The following is a 16,674-nucleotide window of genomic DNA, read 5'->3' as shown; positions in this document are numbered from 1 at the left end:
CGAGCGCCCCTTCGCCGAGCCGTGGTCCGGCGGGAACCGTCAGGTCACGGAGTGGTCTTGACCTTGATGGAGCCGTCGACGATCTTCTTCTTCGCGGCGTCCAGCTTGGGCTGGATGTCGGCGATGAAGCCACCGCTGGTCGCCAGGGAGACACCGCCCTTGGACAGCGAGTAGACCTGGTTGCCGGTCAGCGGCTTGCCGTCGTGCACGGACTTGATGAAGTCGTACACGCCGACGTCCACGTTCTTGACCATGGAGGTCAGGATCGAGCTCTTGTACGCGGCCAGACCCGGGATGTTGTACTGGTCGGAGTCCACGCCGATGGCCCAGGCGCCCTTGGTGCCGTGGACGGCCTCGATCGCGCCGTTGCCCGAGGAGCCGGCCGCCGTGTAGATGACGTCCGCGCCCTTGTCGAGCATGCCCTGCGCGGCCTCCTTGCCCTTGTCGGGGCTGGAGAAGCCGGACAGGTCGGAGCCGTGCGTCAGGTACTGCACGTCGACCTTGACCTTGGCGTTGGTGTCCTTGACGCCCTGGACGTAACCCGCCTCGAACTTCTTGATCAGCGGGGTGTCCACGCCGCCGATGAAGCCGACGTGGTCCTTCTTGGTCTTCAGCGCCGCGGCGACACCGGCCAGGTACGAGCCCTGCTCCTCGGTGAAGGTGATGCTGTTGACGTTCTTGCCCTCGACGACCGAGTCGACGATGCCGAAGTTGATCTTCGGGTACTTCGCCGCGACCTTCTGCATCGAGGTGGCGTAGGAGAAACCGACGCCGATGATGGGGTTGTAGCCGGCGTCCGCCAGGTCGGTCAGGCGCTGCTCGCGGTCGGCCTCGGTGTCGGAGGTCTTGGCGGTCAGCTCCTTGATCGAGCCGCCGAACTCAGTCTTGGCCTTGTCGGCGCCACGGGCTGCGGAGTCGTTGAAGGAACGGTCTCCACGGCCGCCGACGTCGAAGGCGAGGCCGATCTTGACGCCCTTGCCGCCGCCGGAGGAGGCGGACGAGGAGCTGCCACTGTCGGACGAGGTGCTGCCACAGGCAGTGGCAGACAGTGCGAGAGCTGCGGTGGCGATACACGCAGCGGAAAGCTTGGCTACCCGGCGCACGGGAAGGCTCCTTCACCTGACCTGAGCGCCTCGTCGGCGCTTGATGTGAGCACCATGCCAGTGCTCGAGCCGGAACGCCCCGGCGGCGTTGGCTTCGCGGCATCGTAACGCGCGTAGATGTCAGAAAAACACCTCTCGCGAAGCCGTTATCGATTCGAGGCAAACACCGTCTGAACTTGGTGCCTTGCGGTCGTCCGCGGTTGATTTCGATGGGTGAACGAATGGCTTACAACCGTGTTGCGCCGGACGGCGGAGGGGCCCCCGAGGGGGCCCGTGCGCTCAGCGGGTGGCCGCGTCCAGCAGTGCCGCGGCCGTGAACAGCTCCACGCCCACGGTGATCGCCGACTCGTCGGCGTCGAAGTCGCCCTGGTGCAGATCGCGCACCGTGCGCTCGCCCGGGGTGCGGACGCCGAGGCGGGCCATGGCGCCGGGCACGTGCTCCAGGTACCAGGAGAAGTCCTCGCCGCCGAGGCTCTGCTCGGTGCCCTCCACGGACTGCGCGCCGCGCCGCGCGGTCATGGCGTCGCGCAGCAGCGCGGTCACGTCCGGGTCGTTGACCACGGGCGGGACGCCGCGCACGTAGTTGATCTCCGACTTGGCGCCGTGCAGGTTGGCGACCTCGTCGATGGCGGCCACGACCATGTCCGGCGCCTGCCGCCAGGCGGCGAGGTCGAGGCAGCGGACCGTGCCGGAGAGCTCGGCGTGCTGCGGGATCACGTTCGGGGCGTGCCCGGACTCGATCCGGCCCCAGGTGATGGCGAGCCCGCTGCGGGTGTCCACGCGCCGGCCGACCAGGGCGGGCACGTCGACGACGACGCGGGCGGCGGCGGTGACCAGGTCGGTGGTCAGGTGCGGCCGGGCGGTGTGCCCGCCGGGCCCGTCCAGGCCGATCTCGAGGCGGTCGCAGGCGGAGGTGATGGCGCCCTCGCGCAGTCCGATGCGGCCCGCGTCCACCCGGGGATCGCAGTGCACGGCGATCATCCGGCCCACGCCGTCGAGCACGCCGCAGGTGATGGCGTCGGCGGCGCCGCCGGGGAGGACCTCCTCGGCCGGCTGGAAGATGAGCCGGACCGGCTGCGGGAGCAGGCCGCGGCGGTGCAGGCCGGCCAGGACGAGGCCGGCGCCGAGCACCACGGTGGTGTGCACGTCGTGGCCGCACGCGTGGGCGCGGTCGGGGACCGTGGAGCGGTAGGCGCACTCGGTCTTCATGTCCGGGATGGGCAGGGCGTCGATGTCGGCGCGCAGGCCGAGCATGGGCCGTACGCCGTCCCCGTCACCGATGTCGCAGACGAGTCCCGTACCCATGGAGAGCACGCGCGGCGAAAGGCCCGCGGCCTCGAGCCGCGCCTTGATCGCGGCGGTGGTGCGGAACTCCTGGTTGCCGAGTTCGGGGTGCATGTGCAAGTCGCGCCGGAAGGCTACGAGTTCGGCACGCAGGTCCTCGGGCAGCGTGCCGGGAAGCGCGGCTTCCCCGGGAAGGTCGACCTCGGGCTCAAGAGACATCAGTTGCTTCACCCTCTGAAGGGTAGGACGCCGATGGGGCCGACCGACCCTCGATCAACAAAAGTTCAATCCCTGAGGGGAAGAAAATCTGGCCGCTCGACGCATGGCTGTGAGTTGAGATGGGTAAACCTGTGTTTTCTCTACGCATACCACGCTCCGCACCGCGTCGGCGGTTCTGTTCCATCTGTCGGGACGGCGCCCGGGCGGCAGGCGCCGCCAGTAGGGTGCGGCGCGTGAGCTCCGAGAAACCGGCCGGACCGGATTTCCTGTACACCACACGAGTCTCCTACGACGCGATCGCCAAGCCCTACAGCGAGCAGTTCGCCGACCATCTGGGTGACCGGCCGCTGGATCTGGCCCTTGTCACCGCCTTCGCGGAACTCGTACGGGCGTCCGGTACGGCGCCCGTCGCGGACGTCGGCAGCGGGCCGGGGTACGTCACCGCGCGGCTCGGCGCGCTGGGGGTCCCGGCCTTCGGGGTGGACGTCTCCCCCGGCATGGTGGCGCTCGCCCGGCAGGCGCATCCGGGCATCCGCTTCCACGTCGGCTCGATGACCTCGCTGGATCTGCCGGACGCGACGCTGGGCGGTGTGCTCGCCCTTTACTCGGTCATCCATGTCCCGGACGAGCACCTGCCGACGGCGTTCGCCGAGTTCCACCGTGTCCTGGTCCCCGGCGGCCATGTCCTGCTCGGCTTCCAGAGCGGCGACGAGGCGGGCCACCTGCGCCTGACGGAGCGCTTCGGCCACGACATCGCCCTCGACTACTACTGGCGCACGCCCGACGCCGTGGCGGAGCCCCTGACCAAGGCAGGCCTGCACCTACGGGCCCGAGTCCTGCGCGAGCCCACGGGCGAGGAGAAACGCCCCCGAGCCTTCTTGCTGGCCCAGAAGGACGGCTGACGGGGCCTGCGTGCCCTCGCTGTGTCCCGTTCACCTGCTCCGGCGGAGCAGTCAGACGGCTGTCACCGCCGACACGCGGAGCGCGCCCGCCGGGGCTTGCGGCCCCGGGGCCGGGACGTCCCCCGTACACCGCGGTGACCGCGGACGGGCTGTGTCCTGTCCGGCGGGACACCGGCAGGCGCTCTCACGCCGACACACAGGACACGCCGCACCCGGACCCGCGGCCTCGACGCCGGGACGGCGCCCACGCCGTGTCAGGGCGCCGTCAGGCCGCTGTGACCGCTGAGAGGCGGGTGACGTCTCGGGCCTTGCCGGTTACGCCCGAGAGAAAGCCCTCGGCGCGGGGGGAGGCGTGTTCCGTCAGCCAGGCGGGGTCGATGTCGCAGACCGCTACGCGGACCTCCGTGCCGGCCAGGGCGAGCGGGAGGGTGTGGACGACCGTGGAGGGGAAGCTCAGGATGGTGCGGCCCACCGGACCGCGGCGGGCGATCAGCTCCAGCGGCAGGTCGGGGCGGACGATCTCCAGCCCCGTCTCCGCGGCCAGCCGGTGCAGCTTGTCCGTGCTTTCGCGGCGGTGCGCGAAGTACCGGGTGGCTCCGTGGGCCTTCGCGAGGGTGCGGACGGCCTCCAGATAGTGGCCGCCGTCGACCACGCCGGTCTCCACCAGCGAGGTGCCCACCATGTCGGCACCCTTGGTGATGCGGGGCGGGCCGAAGCGGGCCCGGGTCCAGGCGAAGTCGTTCGCGGTCACGGTCACCCCCTCCGGCTTCTCGTCCACCGGCATGGAGGAGAAGACCTCCACGTTGCGCCGGTCGCCGGGCGTCAGCCGGCGGCGGGCCGAGGAGGACACGGGCGCGAAGATCAGGTCGCGGGCGCCCGGCCGGCCGCCCTTGCGGTGCCAGCGCACCAGCCGCTCCCCGCGGGCGAGTTGCGCGACGAACTCCATCGTGGCCGTGCCGTCGTCGACGACGACGAGGTCACGGGCCTTGGTGATCGTCAGCAGAAGCTGTACGTAGCGGGAGAACGGGTCGCCCATCACGACCCGCCGCGCCCGCCGCAGCAGCGGCGTCAGGCCGCCGATGGTCTGGAAGGGGGCGCCCGGGCCTCCGCGCGCCTCCTCCCAGCGGACCCGGTACCCCTCGTCCCGCGCCAGCTCGGCCATCCGGCGCAGCTGGCCGCGGGTCATGGGGTCGGTCGGTGACAGGACGACGAGGGTGAGCCCCCCGCCGGGTTCCTCCACGGCCCCGAGGGCTTGGAGGTGCGCCCACTCCAGCACGTTGAGCAGCTGTACCGGGCTCTCGACGAACGCGAGAGTGTGGGGGCCGGCTGACCCGGCGCGGGGGCTCATCTACGTACGACCGTCCCGTCGTAGAGCGTTACAGGTGTGGAGCGTCGGGGGTGTTCAGACCGAGACCGGCTCGCCCGCGGCCGCGGCGATCTCCGCCTCCGCGACGACGCCCGCGACGCGGCGCAGCTTCTTCATCGGGCCGAGCTCGGAGTCGTAGACCTTCTTGACGCCGTCACCGAGGGAGGCCTCGATGGTGCGGATGTCGCGCACCAGGCGCGTGAGGCCCTGGGGCTCGACGGAGGCTGCCTGGTCGGAGCCCCACATCGCGCGGTCCAGGGTGATGTGGCGCTCGACGAAGGTGGCGCCGAGGGCGACCGCCGCGAGGGTGGTCTGCAGGCCCGTCTCGTGGCCGGAGTAGCCGATCGGGACGTTCGGGTACTCGTCCTGCAGGGTGTTGATGACGCGCAGGTTGAGCTCCTCGGCCTTCGCCGGGTACGTCGAAGTGGCGTGGCAGAGAAGGATGTTGTCGCTGCCCAGGACCTCGACCGCGTGGCGGATCTGCTTCGGCGTCGACATGCCGGAGGACAGGATGACCGTGCGGCCGGTGGCGCGCAGCGAGCGCAGCAGCTCGTCGTCGGTCAGGGACGCGGAGGCGACCTTGTGGGCGGGGACGTCGAACTTCTCCAGGAAGGCGACGGCCTCGGTGTCCCACGGGGAGGCGAACCAGGCGATCCCCTTCTCCTTGCAGTACTCGTCGATCTGGCGGTACTCGTCCTCACCGAACTCCACGCGGTGGCGGTAGTCGATGTAGGTCATCCGGCCCCAGGGGGTGTCGCGCTCGATGTCCCACTGGTCGCGCGGGGTGCAGATCTCGGGGGTGCGCTTCTGGAACTTCACGGCGTCGCAGCCGGCCTCGGCGGCCACGTCGATGAGCTTGAACGCGTTCTCCAGCTCGCCGTTGTGGTTGATGCCGATCTCGCCGCAGATGTAGACCGGCTGGCCCGGTCCGGCAAGGCGCGAGGAACCGAACTTACGCAGGCGGGAGTTGGTGCTCATGGCAGAACTGTCCTTACTTGTTTAGGGAGTCGAGAGAGGGGCCGAGGATCCAGCTGGCGATCTCTCGGATCGCGCCGTCGCCACCGGGGACGGTGGTGACCGCACGGGCGGCGCCGCGTACCACGTCGTGGGCGCTCGCGACCGCCACGGGCCAGCCCACGAGGGCGAAGCACGGGAGGTCGTTGACGTCGTTGCCGACGTAGAGCACGCGCTCGGGCGCGATGCCCTGCTCCTCGCACCACTGCTTCAGTGCGAGGTCCTTCCGGTCGATGCCGTGCAGGACCGGGATCTGCAGCTTCCGGGCCCGTGCGGCGACGACCGGATTCTTCTCCGTGGAGAGGATCAGCATGTTCAGGCCGCTCCTGCGCAGGGCCGCGATGCCGAGGCCGTCCCCGCGGTGCACGGAGACGAACTCCTTTCCGTCGGAGTCGATCAGCACCCTGTCGTCGGTCTGGGTGCCGTCGAAGTCCAGTACGACCGCGTCGACGTCGTCGGCGGTCGGCAGCGAACCGGGGCGGTCCGCGTCGAAGAGGGGGGCCAGCGCCCGGGCCCGCGCCATGTCGTGCGGGTCGTCGATCTCCAGCACGCGCGCGGGGTCCGTGCGGACCAGCTCGGTGCGGCCGAAGAAGCGGTGCTGGTGCTTGCGGAAGCCGGGCGCGTGCATGCCGTAGACCGCGCCGGTCTCCAGGAAGTCCTGGGGGCGGTCCTGGCGGCGCGGCCGGAAGGACTTGTCGTGGTTGATGCCGTAGCCGCCGCCGGTGGCCGCGTCCGCCTCCGCGACGCTGCCCGCGCCGACCGCGTCGTCCGCGTCGCGCCAGACGAAGCCGTGGAAGGGGGCGACGGTCAGCGCGGAGTCGGCGCCGTCGTCCACGACGGCCCGGACCACCCCGTCCACGTCCTCGCGGAGGATGAAGGGGCTGGTGCACTGCACGAGCAGCACCACGTCCACCGGCGCCCCGTGCAGGGCCTCGTGGGCGTCCATCGCGTGCAGCACCGCCGCCTCGGAGGTCGCCGTGTCGCCGGCGATGGCCGCCGGCCGCAGCACGATCTCCGCGCCGGCCTCGCGCGCCGCCGCCGCGATGGCCTGGTCGTCGGTGGACACGACGACGTCGGTCACCAGGCGGGAGGCGCGGCACTCGCGCACCGCACGTGCCACCAGCGGGACGCCGCCGACGGGCAGCAGGTTCTTCGCGGGCACGCCCTTGGAGCCGCCGCGCGCGGGGATCACGGCAAGCACCCGGCGCACCGAAACGCCTTGGCCCGCTTCCGGGTTGGACATGGGTTCAGCTCCTTGAAATGGGGTCGTGCGGCTCACAGCTCGCCCATCCGCCGGATGGCGGGCGCCACCCGCTGCACGCCGTGCCGGTAGGCCCCCCGCGCGGCCCGGCGCACCATCTGCCGAACCGGCCCCGGCGCCTTGTCGGCCGAGGGTGCCCCCGGCAGAACGCTGCCGTCGGGGCCGAGGTGGTGGCGGGCGAGGATCCCGGGCAGATAGCCGGGGGCGGTCGCGGGTGTGTAGTACGGGGTCAGCGGCGGCAGGCCGCCGGGCCGGTCGAGCAGCTTGGCGATGCGTTCACGCGCCGCGTCGAAGGCCGCCTCGTAGGACCCTCCTCCAGAGGGGGGACCCACAGCCGCGACGCCCTGCCGGGCCACCCAGTCCTCGTCGGGGACGGGCCGGTGCCCGGCGTCGAGCTGGTCCCAGGAGGCGAGGCAGCCCGAGCCGACGAAGTGGTGGTTGCCGAGCACCTCGCGCACGCCCAGGTCGGTCAGGACGACCGTGGGGATGCGGCGGTGCAGGGACTCCAGTGCGGCCGTCGAGCTGATCGTGACCAGCAGGTCGGTGCGGTCGAGGACCTCGCCCATGTTCCCGTACACCAGGCGGAAGTTGGCCGGCGGCTGAAGCCGCTGGACCAGCTTCTGGTAGGGCAGCTCCTCGATGTGCGTGGTGTGTTCGCCCGGCCGGGAGCGCAGCTTCAGCAGAACCTCGCGCTCGGGGTGCAGCCGGGCGTGCTGGATCAGCCGGTCGAGCAGGTACACCCGGTCCCTGCGGTTGTCCGGGACGGACGGCTGCACGGCGAACACCACGGAGTAGGGGTCGTGTTCACCTTCGTAGGGAGCACCGCCGAGGAACGGCAGCGCCACCTCGGTCACCGACGAGGCGTCGGCGCCCACTCCCTCGTAGACGGCGCGGAAACGCTCCGCGTCCTGGCGGGAGTTGGCGAGGACGAGGTCCGCGCCGTGCCGCAGCAGCAGGCCGTCGGCGAGCTTCTCGTAGACGACGCCGACATAGCCGGTCACGACCACGGGGCGGTCCGTGCGCCCCTCCCACACGCGCTTGAGGCCGTGCAGCATCGCCTGGACGCCGCCGCCGACGAGTGCGAGGACGACGAGGTCGTACGACTCCTCGGCCATGGCGCGCAGGAACTCGACGGCCGAGACCTCCCTGAGGGAGTCCGCGCGCACACCGACCTCCGCCAGCTGGCGTGCGGTCGGTGTCGCCCGCCCGCGCAGCAGAAATCCGTTCATCTCGGGAGCGACTTGCGCGTCGTCGAGAGAAGCGGCTTCCATGGACGGACCCGGAGCGATACGAGCCGCGGTCAGCGCACCCCATTTCCAGCGGGTGTCGGAGTCCGCGAGTACGGCGATTCGCGTGGGCTTCGAGGTACTTGGTGGCACGTCGAAGACGCTAGGAAGCAATTCCGAGGAGCGGCCCAACCGCACCTCAACAAAAAGTTAACAACACCCCGCCGAGAGCCGAACTGGCTCGCCGAAGCTCCGGAAGTACAGGCGATGCACCGATCCGACACATTCAGTTCACCCTCTGTACGGGTACCGGAAAGTTCTCCCGACGGACGGCCTCCTACGCTTTCCCGTGTGCCAAAGCTTTCCGTCATCGTGCCGTTCTACAACGTGCAGCAATACGCCCCGGACACCCTTAGAAGCCTTCGGTTGAACGCTCGCCAGGATTTCGAGTTCATCCTGGTCGACGACCATTCCAAGGACGAAACTCCGGCCATTCTCGAACGTGCGGCCGAGCAACTCTCGGACGTCGCGCAGGTGCGTTACATCCGCCATGAGAAGAACGGGGGACTCGCCACCGCGCGCAACACCGGCCTGGACGCCGCGCAGGGCGAGTACCTGACGTTCCTGGACGGCGACGACTGGCTGGCCCCCGGCTACTTCGCCGAACTGGTCGACGCCATCGAGACGTTGGGCTGCGACTTCGTCCGTACCGACCACGTCCAGGCCACCGCCCGCGCACGCAGCGTGCACCGGGTGCCGATCGGGCGCCGCTGGGAGGCGTTCGACCCCCGTGAGGCCATCCTGCCCGCCGACCGCAGCACCTCCGTCGACTACGCGTACGCGTGGGCCGGCGCCTACCACCGCCGGCTGCTCGACAAGGGCCTGCTCCACTTCACCGACGGCCTGCGCACCGCCGAGGACCGGCCATGGATCTGGAAGCTGCACCGCGAGGCGGAGTCCTTCGCCGTGGTCAGCCTCCTGGGCGTCTTCTACCGGCGCGGGGTCGCCTCCTCGCTGACCCAGATCGGCGACGTCCGCCAGCTCGACTTCATCCGCGCCTTCGACCAGGTCATCGAGGAGACCGCGCAGGACCCGGACGCGGACCGGCTGCTGCCTAAGGCCGTGCGGACGTACTGCGCGATCATCGCCCACCATCTCTCGGACGAGGACAAGTGGGAGCCGTCCGTGCACCGGCAGCTGCGGGCCATGAGCGCGGCGGCCATCAAGCGGATGCCGCAGGACGCCCTCGGTGACGTCCTGGAGACCATGGACTTCCACCGCTCCTCCAAGCTGCGGCGGCTGCGCCGCCGGGTCACCACTGCGAAGGCGGCTGCCTGATGTCCCGGACCACCCGTATCTTCTGCGTCTCGACCCTGTACGGCGCCGCGACGCTGGCCGCGGCGATCGACTCGGACTGCTTCCAGGACAGGGACGGCCAGGAGCCGGCCCGCCGGCTGCTGCTGGTGTTCAACAACTCCGCGACGCCCGAGGTCACTTCGCCCGTGGACGAGATGCCGGGCTTCGAGCCGCTGCGCGACCGCTTCGACGCCGTGGTGTCCTGGAACGAGGCCATCCGCCCCTTCCACCCCGGGTCCTGGACCCCGCGCTCGGACGACGTCCCGCTGTTCGAGCGCTATCTGCGCATGCTGTGGGACCTGGGCGAGGACCGGGTGGAGCTGGTCCTGGAGTCCATCCAGGTCGCGCCCGCGCTGAGCGTGGCCCAGCTGTTCACCGACGCGCCCGTCGAGGTGTACGCCGACGGCCTGATGAGCTACGGCCCCACCCGCAACAAGCTCGACCCGCTGGTCGGCACCCGGGTGCGGCGGCTGCTGCACCTGGACCTGGTGCCGGGGCTCACCCCGATGCTGCTGACCGAGTTCGGGGTGCCGGCGCAGGTGCTGCCGACCGAGGCCTTCCTGAAGGTGATGGGCGAACTCACGGCCTCCGTGCCGGAGTTGCCCGCCCTGCCGGACGACTCGGCGCTGCTGCTCGGCCAGTACCTGTCCGCGCTGGGCATCCTCTCCCCCGAGGAGGAGGAGGACCTGCACGTGCGGATGCTGCGCGGGGCGGTCGGGCGCGGCCACCGGGCGATCGTCTTCAAGCCGCACCCCACCGCGCCGGCCCGCTACAGCCGCGCGCTGGAGACCGAGGCGGACAGGCTCGGCGTCGAGCTCACCGTGCTCGACCTGCCCGTCCTCGCCGAGCTGCTCTTCGAGAAGTCGCCGCCCGCGCTGGTCGTGGGCTGCTTCTCCACCGCGCTGTTCACGGCCTCCTCGTTCTACGGCCTGCCGGTCGCCCGCATCGGGACCGAGCCGCTCCTGGACCGTCTGACGCCGTACCAGAACAGCAACCGGGTCCCGGCCGTGCTGGCCGACGCGCTGATCCCGGACCTGGAGGGCAGGAAGGGCGAGGAGACGGTCCCCGCGGACACCCTGGACGGCCTGATGGCCGCGCTCAGCTACACCATGCAGTCGCAGATCCACCCGAGCCTGCGCCCGGCGGCGGAGCGCCATCTCTCCCGGCACCTCCAGCCGCGCACCAAGCGCTACTTCAAGCGCAAGCGCCTCACCTCGCTGGGCCTGCCCGGCGGCCTTCCGGAGCGCCTGGCCTTCCTGCCGCGCAACTCCACGGCCCGCCGCGTGGTCCGCCGCGCCCGGGCGATCAAGAAGTCCGTGAAGCGCTGAGCGAGGCCCGCGGGGAGAGCATGTGACGCGTACGCCTTCGGCACGACGGTGGGGCGGCCGCCGGATCTTCGGATCCCGGAGGCCGCCCCACCGCTTTCGGCCCGGCTCTCGCGGAACTACCCGGCGTACCGCGCCTCGACCCCCGCGATCACCAGCTGCAGGCCCTCCTCGAAGTGCCGGTCGTAGTCCTCGAAGATCTCCGTGCCGGCCGCGGCCGCGAGGGGGAAGTCGGCGAGCATACGGGCGCGGTCCTCGACGTCGTAGCCCTCGCGGCGCTCCCCCGGCAGGGGCTGGACGCCCTGCTCCTCGACGACGAAACCGACGGTGTACGCGTAGGCGGTGGCGTTGGCGCGGACCGTCTGGGCGAGGGTGAAGCCGGCGGCGGTGAACAGGCGCAGGTTCTCCTCCATCTCCCGCGCGTGGTCGGTGCCGGTGAAACGTGAGCCGCTGAAGACGCGCGCGCCGTCGCGGTAGGCGAGCAGGGCCGCGCGCAGTCCCCGGCAGGACTTCTCCATCCGCTCCTGCCAGGTGTCGGCGGGATCGAGGGCGGTCCCGGCGACCATGCGGCGGTACATCTCCGTCGCCATCTCGTCCAGCAGCGCCTGCTTGTCCTTGAAGTGCCAGTACAGAGCGGGCGCCTTGACGTCCAGCTCGTTGGCGATGGCCCGCAGGGTCAGGCCGTCCAGGCCGACCTCGTTCAGCAGTCCCAGCGCCGTGTCGGCGACCCGCTTGCGGTCGAGGGGCGCGCGTCTCTCCGTACTCACGCTTGACAGCTTAACAGCGTTAAGGGCACTCTCCTGAAGGACGGAACTTAACAGCGTTAAGGAGATCGATCGTGAAGACCGCGGATGTCGTGATCGTGGGCGCGGGCCCGACCGGGCTGGCCCTGGGCGTCGACCTCGCCCGGCGGGGCGTGGACGCGCTGGTCCTGGAGAAGGCGGACGCCCTCTTCCCGGGCTCGCGCGGCAAGGGCCTGCAGCCGCGCACCATGGAGGTCCTGGAGGACCTCGGCGTACTGGAACGGATCCTCGAAGCCGGCGGGCCCTACCCGATCGGGATGATCTGGCGGGACGGCGAGCGGGTGGGCGAGCACGTGATGCTCGACCCGGACGAGTTCAGGAACGCGGCGGGCGACTCGGCGTTCACCGTGCCGTGGATGGTCCCGCAGTGGCGGACGCAGGAGATCCTCTTCGAGCGGCTCGTGGAGCTGGGCGGCCGGGTGGACTTCGGCGAGGAGGTCACCGGGCTCGACCAGGACGCCACCGGCGTCACCCTGCACCTCGCCTCCGGGCCCGGCCTGCGCGCCCGGTACGTCGTCGCCGCCGACGGCGGCCGCTCGGCCGTGCGGCGCGCGCTCGGCGTCGGCATGACCGGCGAGACCGTCGACCCGAACCCGGTGCTGGTCTCGGACGTGCGCATCACCGGGCTGGACCGCGACAACTGGCACCTCTTCCCGCCGGCCGGGGCGGGCGACGGATACATGGCGATCTGCCCGCTGGCCGGCACGGAGGACTTCCAGCTGGTCGCGCAGTTCCCGGAGGGGACCGCCCCGGACACCTCGCTGGACGGCATCCGCAAGGTCGCCGCCGCGCGCTCGCACCTCGCGCCCGAGGACATCACGGAGGTCCGCTGGGCCTCGGAGTTCCGCCCGCGCGCGGCCCTCGCGGACCGCTTCCGCTCCGGGCGCGTCTTCCTCGCCGGGGACGCGGCGCACGTCCACTCCCCCGCCGGCGGCCAGGGCCTCAACACCAGCGTCCAGGACGCCTACAACCTCGGCTGGAAGCTGGGCGCGGTGCTGGCGGACGGCGCGGACGCGGCCCTGCTGGACACCTACGAGGAGGAGCGGCGCCCGATCGCCGCCCAGATGCTCGGCATCTCCACCGGCGTGCACCGCGGCGAGGTGAGGCGCGGCGCGGCGACCATGCAACTGGGCCTGGGCTACCGGGAGTCCACCCTCACCGAGGACACCCGCCCGGCCGCGAACACCCTGCGCGCGGGCGACCGCGCCCCCGACGCCCGGCTCGCGGAGGTACGCCTCTTCGACGCCCTCCGCGGCCCGCACTGGACCCTGCTGGCCCTGGACACCGAGGCCGCGCCCCTGCCCACCACGTCGCTCCACGTGATCGAGACCCCGGCCCGGCCCCCGTACACCAAGGGCCTGTTCCTGATCCGCCCGGACGGCTACATCGGCTGGGCGGGCGACTCGGCGGACGGGCTGCGGGCCTACGTCACCCGGCTCGGCCTGCGCTGACCGGTGCCGCCGCGCACCGCGCTACGAGCTCGCGAGGGACAGCTTCACCGCGAAGCCCAGGAACAGGGCGCCCGCCGCCGAGGTCGCCGTCGCCGAGAGGCGCTTGCGGCGGCGGAAGGCGGCGGCGAGGCGGGTGCCGCCGAAGATCAGGGCGCTGAGGTAGAGGAAACTCGCGATCTGCGCGAAGGTGCCGAGGACGACGAAGGACAGCGCCGGGTAGGCGTAGCCGGGGTCGACGAACTGCACGAAGAAGGCGACGAAGAACAGGATCGCCTTGGGGTTGAACAGGCTCACGACCAGCGCCCGGCGGTAGGGCCGCTCGTCGGCCGCCGCGGGCGCGGCCTCCTGCTCCAGGGTGCGCTCCCGCCGGCTCCGCCACATCGCCCACGCGGCGCGCATCATCCCGATGGCGAGCCACGTCAGATACCCCGCACCGGCGTACTTCACGATCCCGAACAGCACGGCGTTCGCCTGCAGCAGCGAGGCGACCCCGGCGGCGGAGAGCGTCATCAGCACGGTGTCCCCGCACCACACGCCGGCTGCGGCGGTGTAACCGGCGCGCACCCCGCGGCGGGCGGCCACGGAGAGCACGTACAGCGAGTTGGGACCGGGCAGCAGCACGATGAGGACGAGGCCGGCCAGGTAGGTGGGGAGATCTATGACGCCGAGCATGAGAGGGAGTGTCGCACGTCAGAAGGTGTCCGAGGGCACGTGGGTGCCCCATACCTCCCGAAGTGCGTTGCACACCTCGCCGACCGTCGCGCGGGCGCGCAGGGCTTCCTTCATCGGGTACAGGACGTTGTCCTCGCCCGCCGCCGCCTTCCGCAGCTCCGCCAGGGCCGCGTCCACCGCCGGCTGGTCGCGCTCGGCGCGCAGCCGGGCCAGCCGCTCCGCCTGCCGGGCCTCGATGGCGGGGTCGACGCGGAGCGGCTCGTACGGCTCCTCCTCGTCCAGCTGGAAGCGGTTGACGCCGACCACGACCCGCTCGCCGGAGTCCGTCTCCTGCGCGATCCGGTAGGCGCTGCGCTCGATCTCGGCCTTCTGGAAGCCGCGCTCGATGGCGTCGACCGCGCCGCCGAGGTCCTCGACCTTCCGCATCAGCTCGACCGCGGCCGCCTCCAGGTCGTCGGTCATGCTCTCGACGACGTACGAGCCCGCGAAGGGGTCGACCGTCGCCGTGACGTCCGTCTCGTACGCCAGCACCTGCTGGGTGCGCAGGGCGAGGCGCGCGGACTTGTCCGTCGGCAGCGCGATCGCCTCGTCGAAGGAGTTGGTGTGCAGCGACTGGGTGCCGCCGAGCACCGCGCCCAGGCCCTGGACCGCGACCCGCACCAGGTTCACCTCCGGCTGCTGGGCCGTCAGCTGCACCCCGGCCGTCTGCGTGTGGAAGCGCAGCATCATCGACTTCGGGTTGCGCGCGCCGAACTCCTCCTTCATCACGCGGGCCCAGATCCTGCGCGCGGCACGGAACTTGGCGACCTCCTCGAGGATCGTCGTGCGGGCCACGAAGAAGAAGGACAGCCGGGGCGCGAAGTCGTCCACGTCCATGCCGGCGGCGACCGCCGTGCGGACGTACTCGATGCCGTCCGCGAGTGTGAAGGCGATCTCCTGCGCGGGGGACGCGCCCGCCTCGGCCATGTGGTAGCCGGAGATCGAGATCGTGTTCCACTTCGGGATCTCGGCCCGGCAGTACTTGAAGATGTCGGCGGTCAGCCGCAGCGAGGGCTTCGGCGGGAAGATGTACGTGCCGCGCGCGATGTACTCCTTCAGCACGTCGTTCTGGATCGTGCCGGTCAGCAGGGAGGGCGCGATCCCCTGCTCCTCGGCCACCAGCTGGTACAGGAGCAGCAGCAGCGCGGCGGGCGCGTTGATCGTCATCGACGTCGAGACCTTGTCCAGCGGGATCCCGCCGAACAGCACCCGCATGTCGTCGATCGAGTCGATCGCCACGCCCACCTTGCCGACCTCGCCGTGCGCGAGGGGGGCGTCGGAGTCGTGGCCCATCTGGGTGGGCAGGTCGAAGGCGACGGACAGGCCGGTCGTGCCGTGGGCGATCAGCTGCCGGTAGCGCGCGTTGGACTCCGTGGCCGTACCGAATCCGGCGTACTGGCGCATGGTCCACGGCCGGCCCGTGTACATCGACGGGTAGACACCGCGGGTGAAGGGGTACGCCCCCGGTTCGCCCAGCTTCCCGCCCGGGTCCCAGCCCGCCAGGTCCTCGGGCCCGTAGACCGGTTCGATGGGCAGTCCGGACTCCGACTCGCGCGCCATGGTGGTGATGCCTCCCGCTGAGCGTTGACTTGCACCGGACGTGTACGGTTCCGGTCCCCACAATGCCGCGCCGTTCGCGACCAGTCATCCGCGGGCACCATCTCAGGTGACACGCGGGTGTGCCGCTGAGATCGAGGGGGGCCGTGGTGCGTAATACGGGCATGGGGAGATCGATCGCCGCCATGACGGCACTCGCGGCCCTGTCCACCGTGTGCGCCTGCACCGTGCAGGGCCCCGACGGGAGGACCCACTCGCCCGTGCACATAGAGCTGCCGAGCAGCAAGCCCCCCTCCACCAAGGCCGACGACAAGCCGAGCAGGGCCCCGAGTCCGAGCGCGCCGGGCACGAAGTCCGGCGCCCCCGTGATGTGGTCCCGCGGCGACTCCGGCGCCGGGGTGCGCGAGCTGCAGGCGCGGCTGCGCCAGGCCGACTGGCTCTTCGACGGCCCGACCGGGACGTACGACGACCTGACCGAGAACGCGGTCAAGGGGTTCCAGGGCAAGCGCGGGCTGCCGAGGACGGGCGAGACGGACACCGTCACCTGGCAGCGGCTGAGGAGGATGACGCACGAGCCGGGCAAGTGGGAGCTGTATCTGATGGGCGGCCAGCCCGCGGGCCCGGCCGATCCGCGGTGCATGACCGGGCGCGTGCTGTGCATCGACAAGACGAGCCGGACCCTGCGCTGGATGATCGACGGGCGGACGGTGGAGACGATGTCGGTCCGCTTCGGCGCGGTCGGCACACCGACCCGCGAGGGCGTCTTCGACGTGTACTGGAAGTCCCGCCACCACTGGTCGACGCTCTACGACTCGTCCATGCCGTACGCCATGTTCTTCAGCGGCGGTCAGGCCGTGCACTACTCCTACGACTTCGCCGCCCGCGGCTACACCGGCGCCTCGCACGGCTGCGTCAACGTACGCGACGAGGCGGCGATCGCGGATCTGTACGCACAGGTGCGGACCGGCGACAAGGTCGTCGTGTACGAGTGAGGTCCCGGAACCGGGAGAGGTGTGCGGGGCGCGGGCGGGACCGGGGGGGGAGTTTCCTCCCCCACCAAGAGGCGCCAGGAGCCGGTCGCGGGGGTGAACCCAGG

14 protein-coding genes are annotated in these 16,674 nt (G+C 71.2%); 5 read left to right on the top strand and 9 right to left on the bottom strand.

The genetic code is table 11. The features are described 5' to 3' along the window. Positions 1 to 44 precede the first annotated feature (44 nt). On the bottom strand, positions 45 to 1,103 hold the full coding sequence (locus ACFU97_RS08530; protein ID WP_384252635.1) for a BMP family protein: 1,059 nt from the start codon (positions 1,101 to 1,103) through the stop codon (positions 45 to 47). A gap of 279 nt (positions 1,104 to 1,382) precedes the next feature. Then, the gene (locus tag ACFU97_RS08525) at positions 1,383 to 2,606 is read right to left on the bottom strand and encodes an amidohydrolase (protein WP_384252733.1); all 1,224 of its coding nucleotides are present in this window, start codon (positions 2,604 to 2,606) and stop codon (positions 1,383 to 1,385) included. Positions 2,607 to 2,839: 233 nt separating this feature from the next. On the opposite strand from ACFU97_RS08525, the gene ACFU97_RS08520 reads away from it, so the two are divergent. Further along, on the top strand, positions 2,840 to 3,508 hold the full coding sequence (locus ACFU97_RS08520) for a class I SAM-dependent DNA methyltransferase (RefSeq protein ID WP_384252632.1): 669 nt from the start codon (positions 2,840 to 2,842) through the stop codon (positions 3,506 to 3,508). Positions 3,509 to 3,773: 265 nt separating this feature from the next. Here ACFU97_RS08520 and ACFU97_RS08515 read toward each other — a convergent pair whose 3' ends face one another. Genes ACFU97_RS08515 through ACFU97_RS08500 form a run of 4 tightly spaced genes read right to left on the bottom strand, consistent with a single transcriptional unit; the run spans position 3,774 to position 8,528 of the window. Next, the gene (locus ACFU97_RS08515; RefSeq protein ID WP_384252629.1) at positions 3,774 to 4,856 is read right to left on the bottom strand and encodes a hypothetical protein; all 1,083 of its coding nucleotides are present in this window, start codon (positions 4,854 to 4,856) and stop codon (positions 3,774 to 3,776) included. A 54-nt stretch (positions 4,857 to 4,910) separates the two neighbouring features. Continuing rightward, positions 4,911 to 5,852 carry an N-acetylneuraminate synthase family protein gene (locus tag ACFU97_RS08510; RefSeq protein WP_384252626.1) on the bottom strand — a complete coding sequence of 314 codons (942 nt, stop codon included), beginning with the start codon at positions 5,850 to 5,852 and terminating at the stop codon, positions 4,911 to 4,913. Between the two features lie 13 nt (positions 5,853 to 5,865). After that, entirely contained in the window at positions 5,866 to 7,131 is a 1,266-nt protein-coding gene (locus ACFU97_RS08505; protein ID WP_384252624.1) for a cytidylyltransferase domain-containing protein, read from the bottom strand. 32 nt (positions 7,132 to 7,163) lie between these two features. Then, positions 7,164 to 8,528, bottom strand: coding sequence for a DUF6716 putative glycosyltransferase (locus ACFU97_RS08500; RefSeq protein ID WP_384252621.1), 1,365 nt, complete (start codon positions 8,526 to 8,528; stop codon positions 7,164 to 7,166). Positions 8,529 to 8,726: 198 nt separating this feature from the next. On the opposite strand from ACFU97_RS08500, the gene ACFU97_RS08495 reads away from it, so the two are divergent. Both ACFU97_RS08495 and ACFU97_RS08490 read left to right on the top strand, forming a co-directional pair. Then, the gene (locus tag ACFU97_RS08495; RefSeq protein ID WP_384252618.1) at positions 8,727 to 9,713 is read left to right on the top strand and encodes a glycosyltransferase family 2 protein; all 987 of its coding nucleotides are present in this window, start codon (positions 8,727 to 8,729) and stop codon (positions 9,711 to 9,713) included. Further along, positions 9,713 to 11,059 carry an alpha-2,8-polysialyltransferase family protein gene (locus ACFU97_RS08490; protein ID WP_384252616.1) on the top strand — a complete coding sequence of 449 codons (1,347 nt, stop codon included), beginning with the start codon at positions 9,713 to 9,715 and terminating at the stop codon, positions 11,057 to 11,059. The genes ACFU97_RS08495 and ACFU97_RS08490 overlap by 1 nt, the downstream gene beginning before the upstream one ends. 116 nt (positions 11,060 to 11,175) lie before the next feature. Here the strand turns inward: ACFU97_RS08490 and ACFU97_RS08485 are convergent, their stop codons facing one another. Beyond that, positions 11,176 to 11,823, bottom strand: a complete 648-nt coding sequence (locus ACFU97_RS08485; protein WP_384252613.1) for a TetR/AcrR family transcriptional regulator — start codon at positions 11,821 to 11,823, stop codon at positions 11,176 to 11,178. A 71-nt stretch (positions 11,824 to 11,894) separates the two neighbouring features. Between ACFU97_RS08485 and ACFU97_RS08480 the strand changes: the two genes are divergently transcribed. Continuing rightward, positions 11,895 to 13,310, top strand: a complete 1,416-nt coding sequence (locus ACFU97_RS08480; protein ID WP_384252611.1) for an FAD-dependent oxidoreductase — start codon at positions 11,895 to 11,897, stop codon at positions 13,308 to 13,310. A gap of 21 nt (positions 13,311 to 13,331) precedes the next feature. Here the strand turns inward: ACFU97_RS08480 and leuE are convergent, their stop codons facing one another. Both leuE and ACFU97_RS08470 read right to left on the bottom strand, forming a co-directional pair. Then, positions 13,332 to 13,982, bottom strand: a complete 651-nt coding sequence (gene leuE / locus ACFU97_RS08475) for a leucine efflux protein LeuE (protein ID WP_384252609.1) — start codon at positions 13,980 to 13,982, stop codon at positions 13,332 to 13,334. 18 nt (positions 13,983 to 14,000) lie between these two features. Then, positions 14,001 to 15,581 carry a methylmalonyl-CoA mutase gene (locus ACFU97_RS08470; RefSeq protein ID WP_384252606.1) on the bottom strand — a complete coding sequence of 527 codons (1,581 nt, stop codon included), beginning with the start codon at positions 15,579 to 15,581 and terminating at the stop codon, positions 14,001 to 14,003. 161 nt (positions 15,582 to 15,742) lie between these two features. On the opposite strand from ACFU97_RS08470, the gene ACFU97_RS08465 reads away from it, so the two are divergent. Beyond that, positions 15,743 to 16,570: a L,D-transpeptidase family protein gene (locus ACFU97_RS08465; RefSeq protein ID WP_384252603.1), complete on the top strand. Its 828-nt coding sequence runs from the start codon at positions 15,743 to 15,745 to the stop codon at positions 16,568 to 16,570. Positions 16,571 to 16,674 lie beyond the last annotated feature (104 nt).

The organism is Streptomyces sp. NPDC057616 (assembly GCF_042800575.1).
Classification (GTDB): Bacteria; Actinomycetota; Actinomycetes; order Streptomycetales; family Streptomycetaceae; genus Streptomyces.
This window is presented reverse-complemented; position numbering and strand designations above follow the sequence as displayed.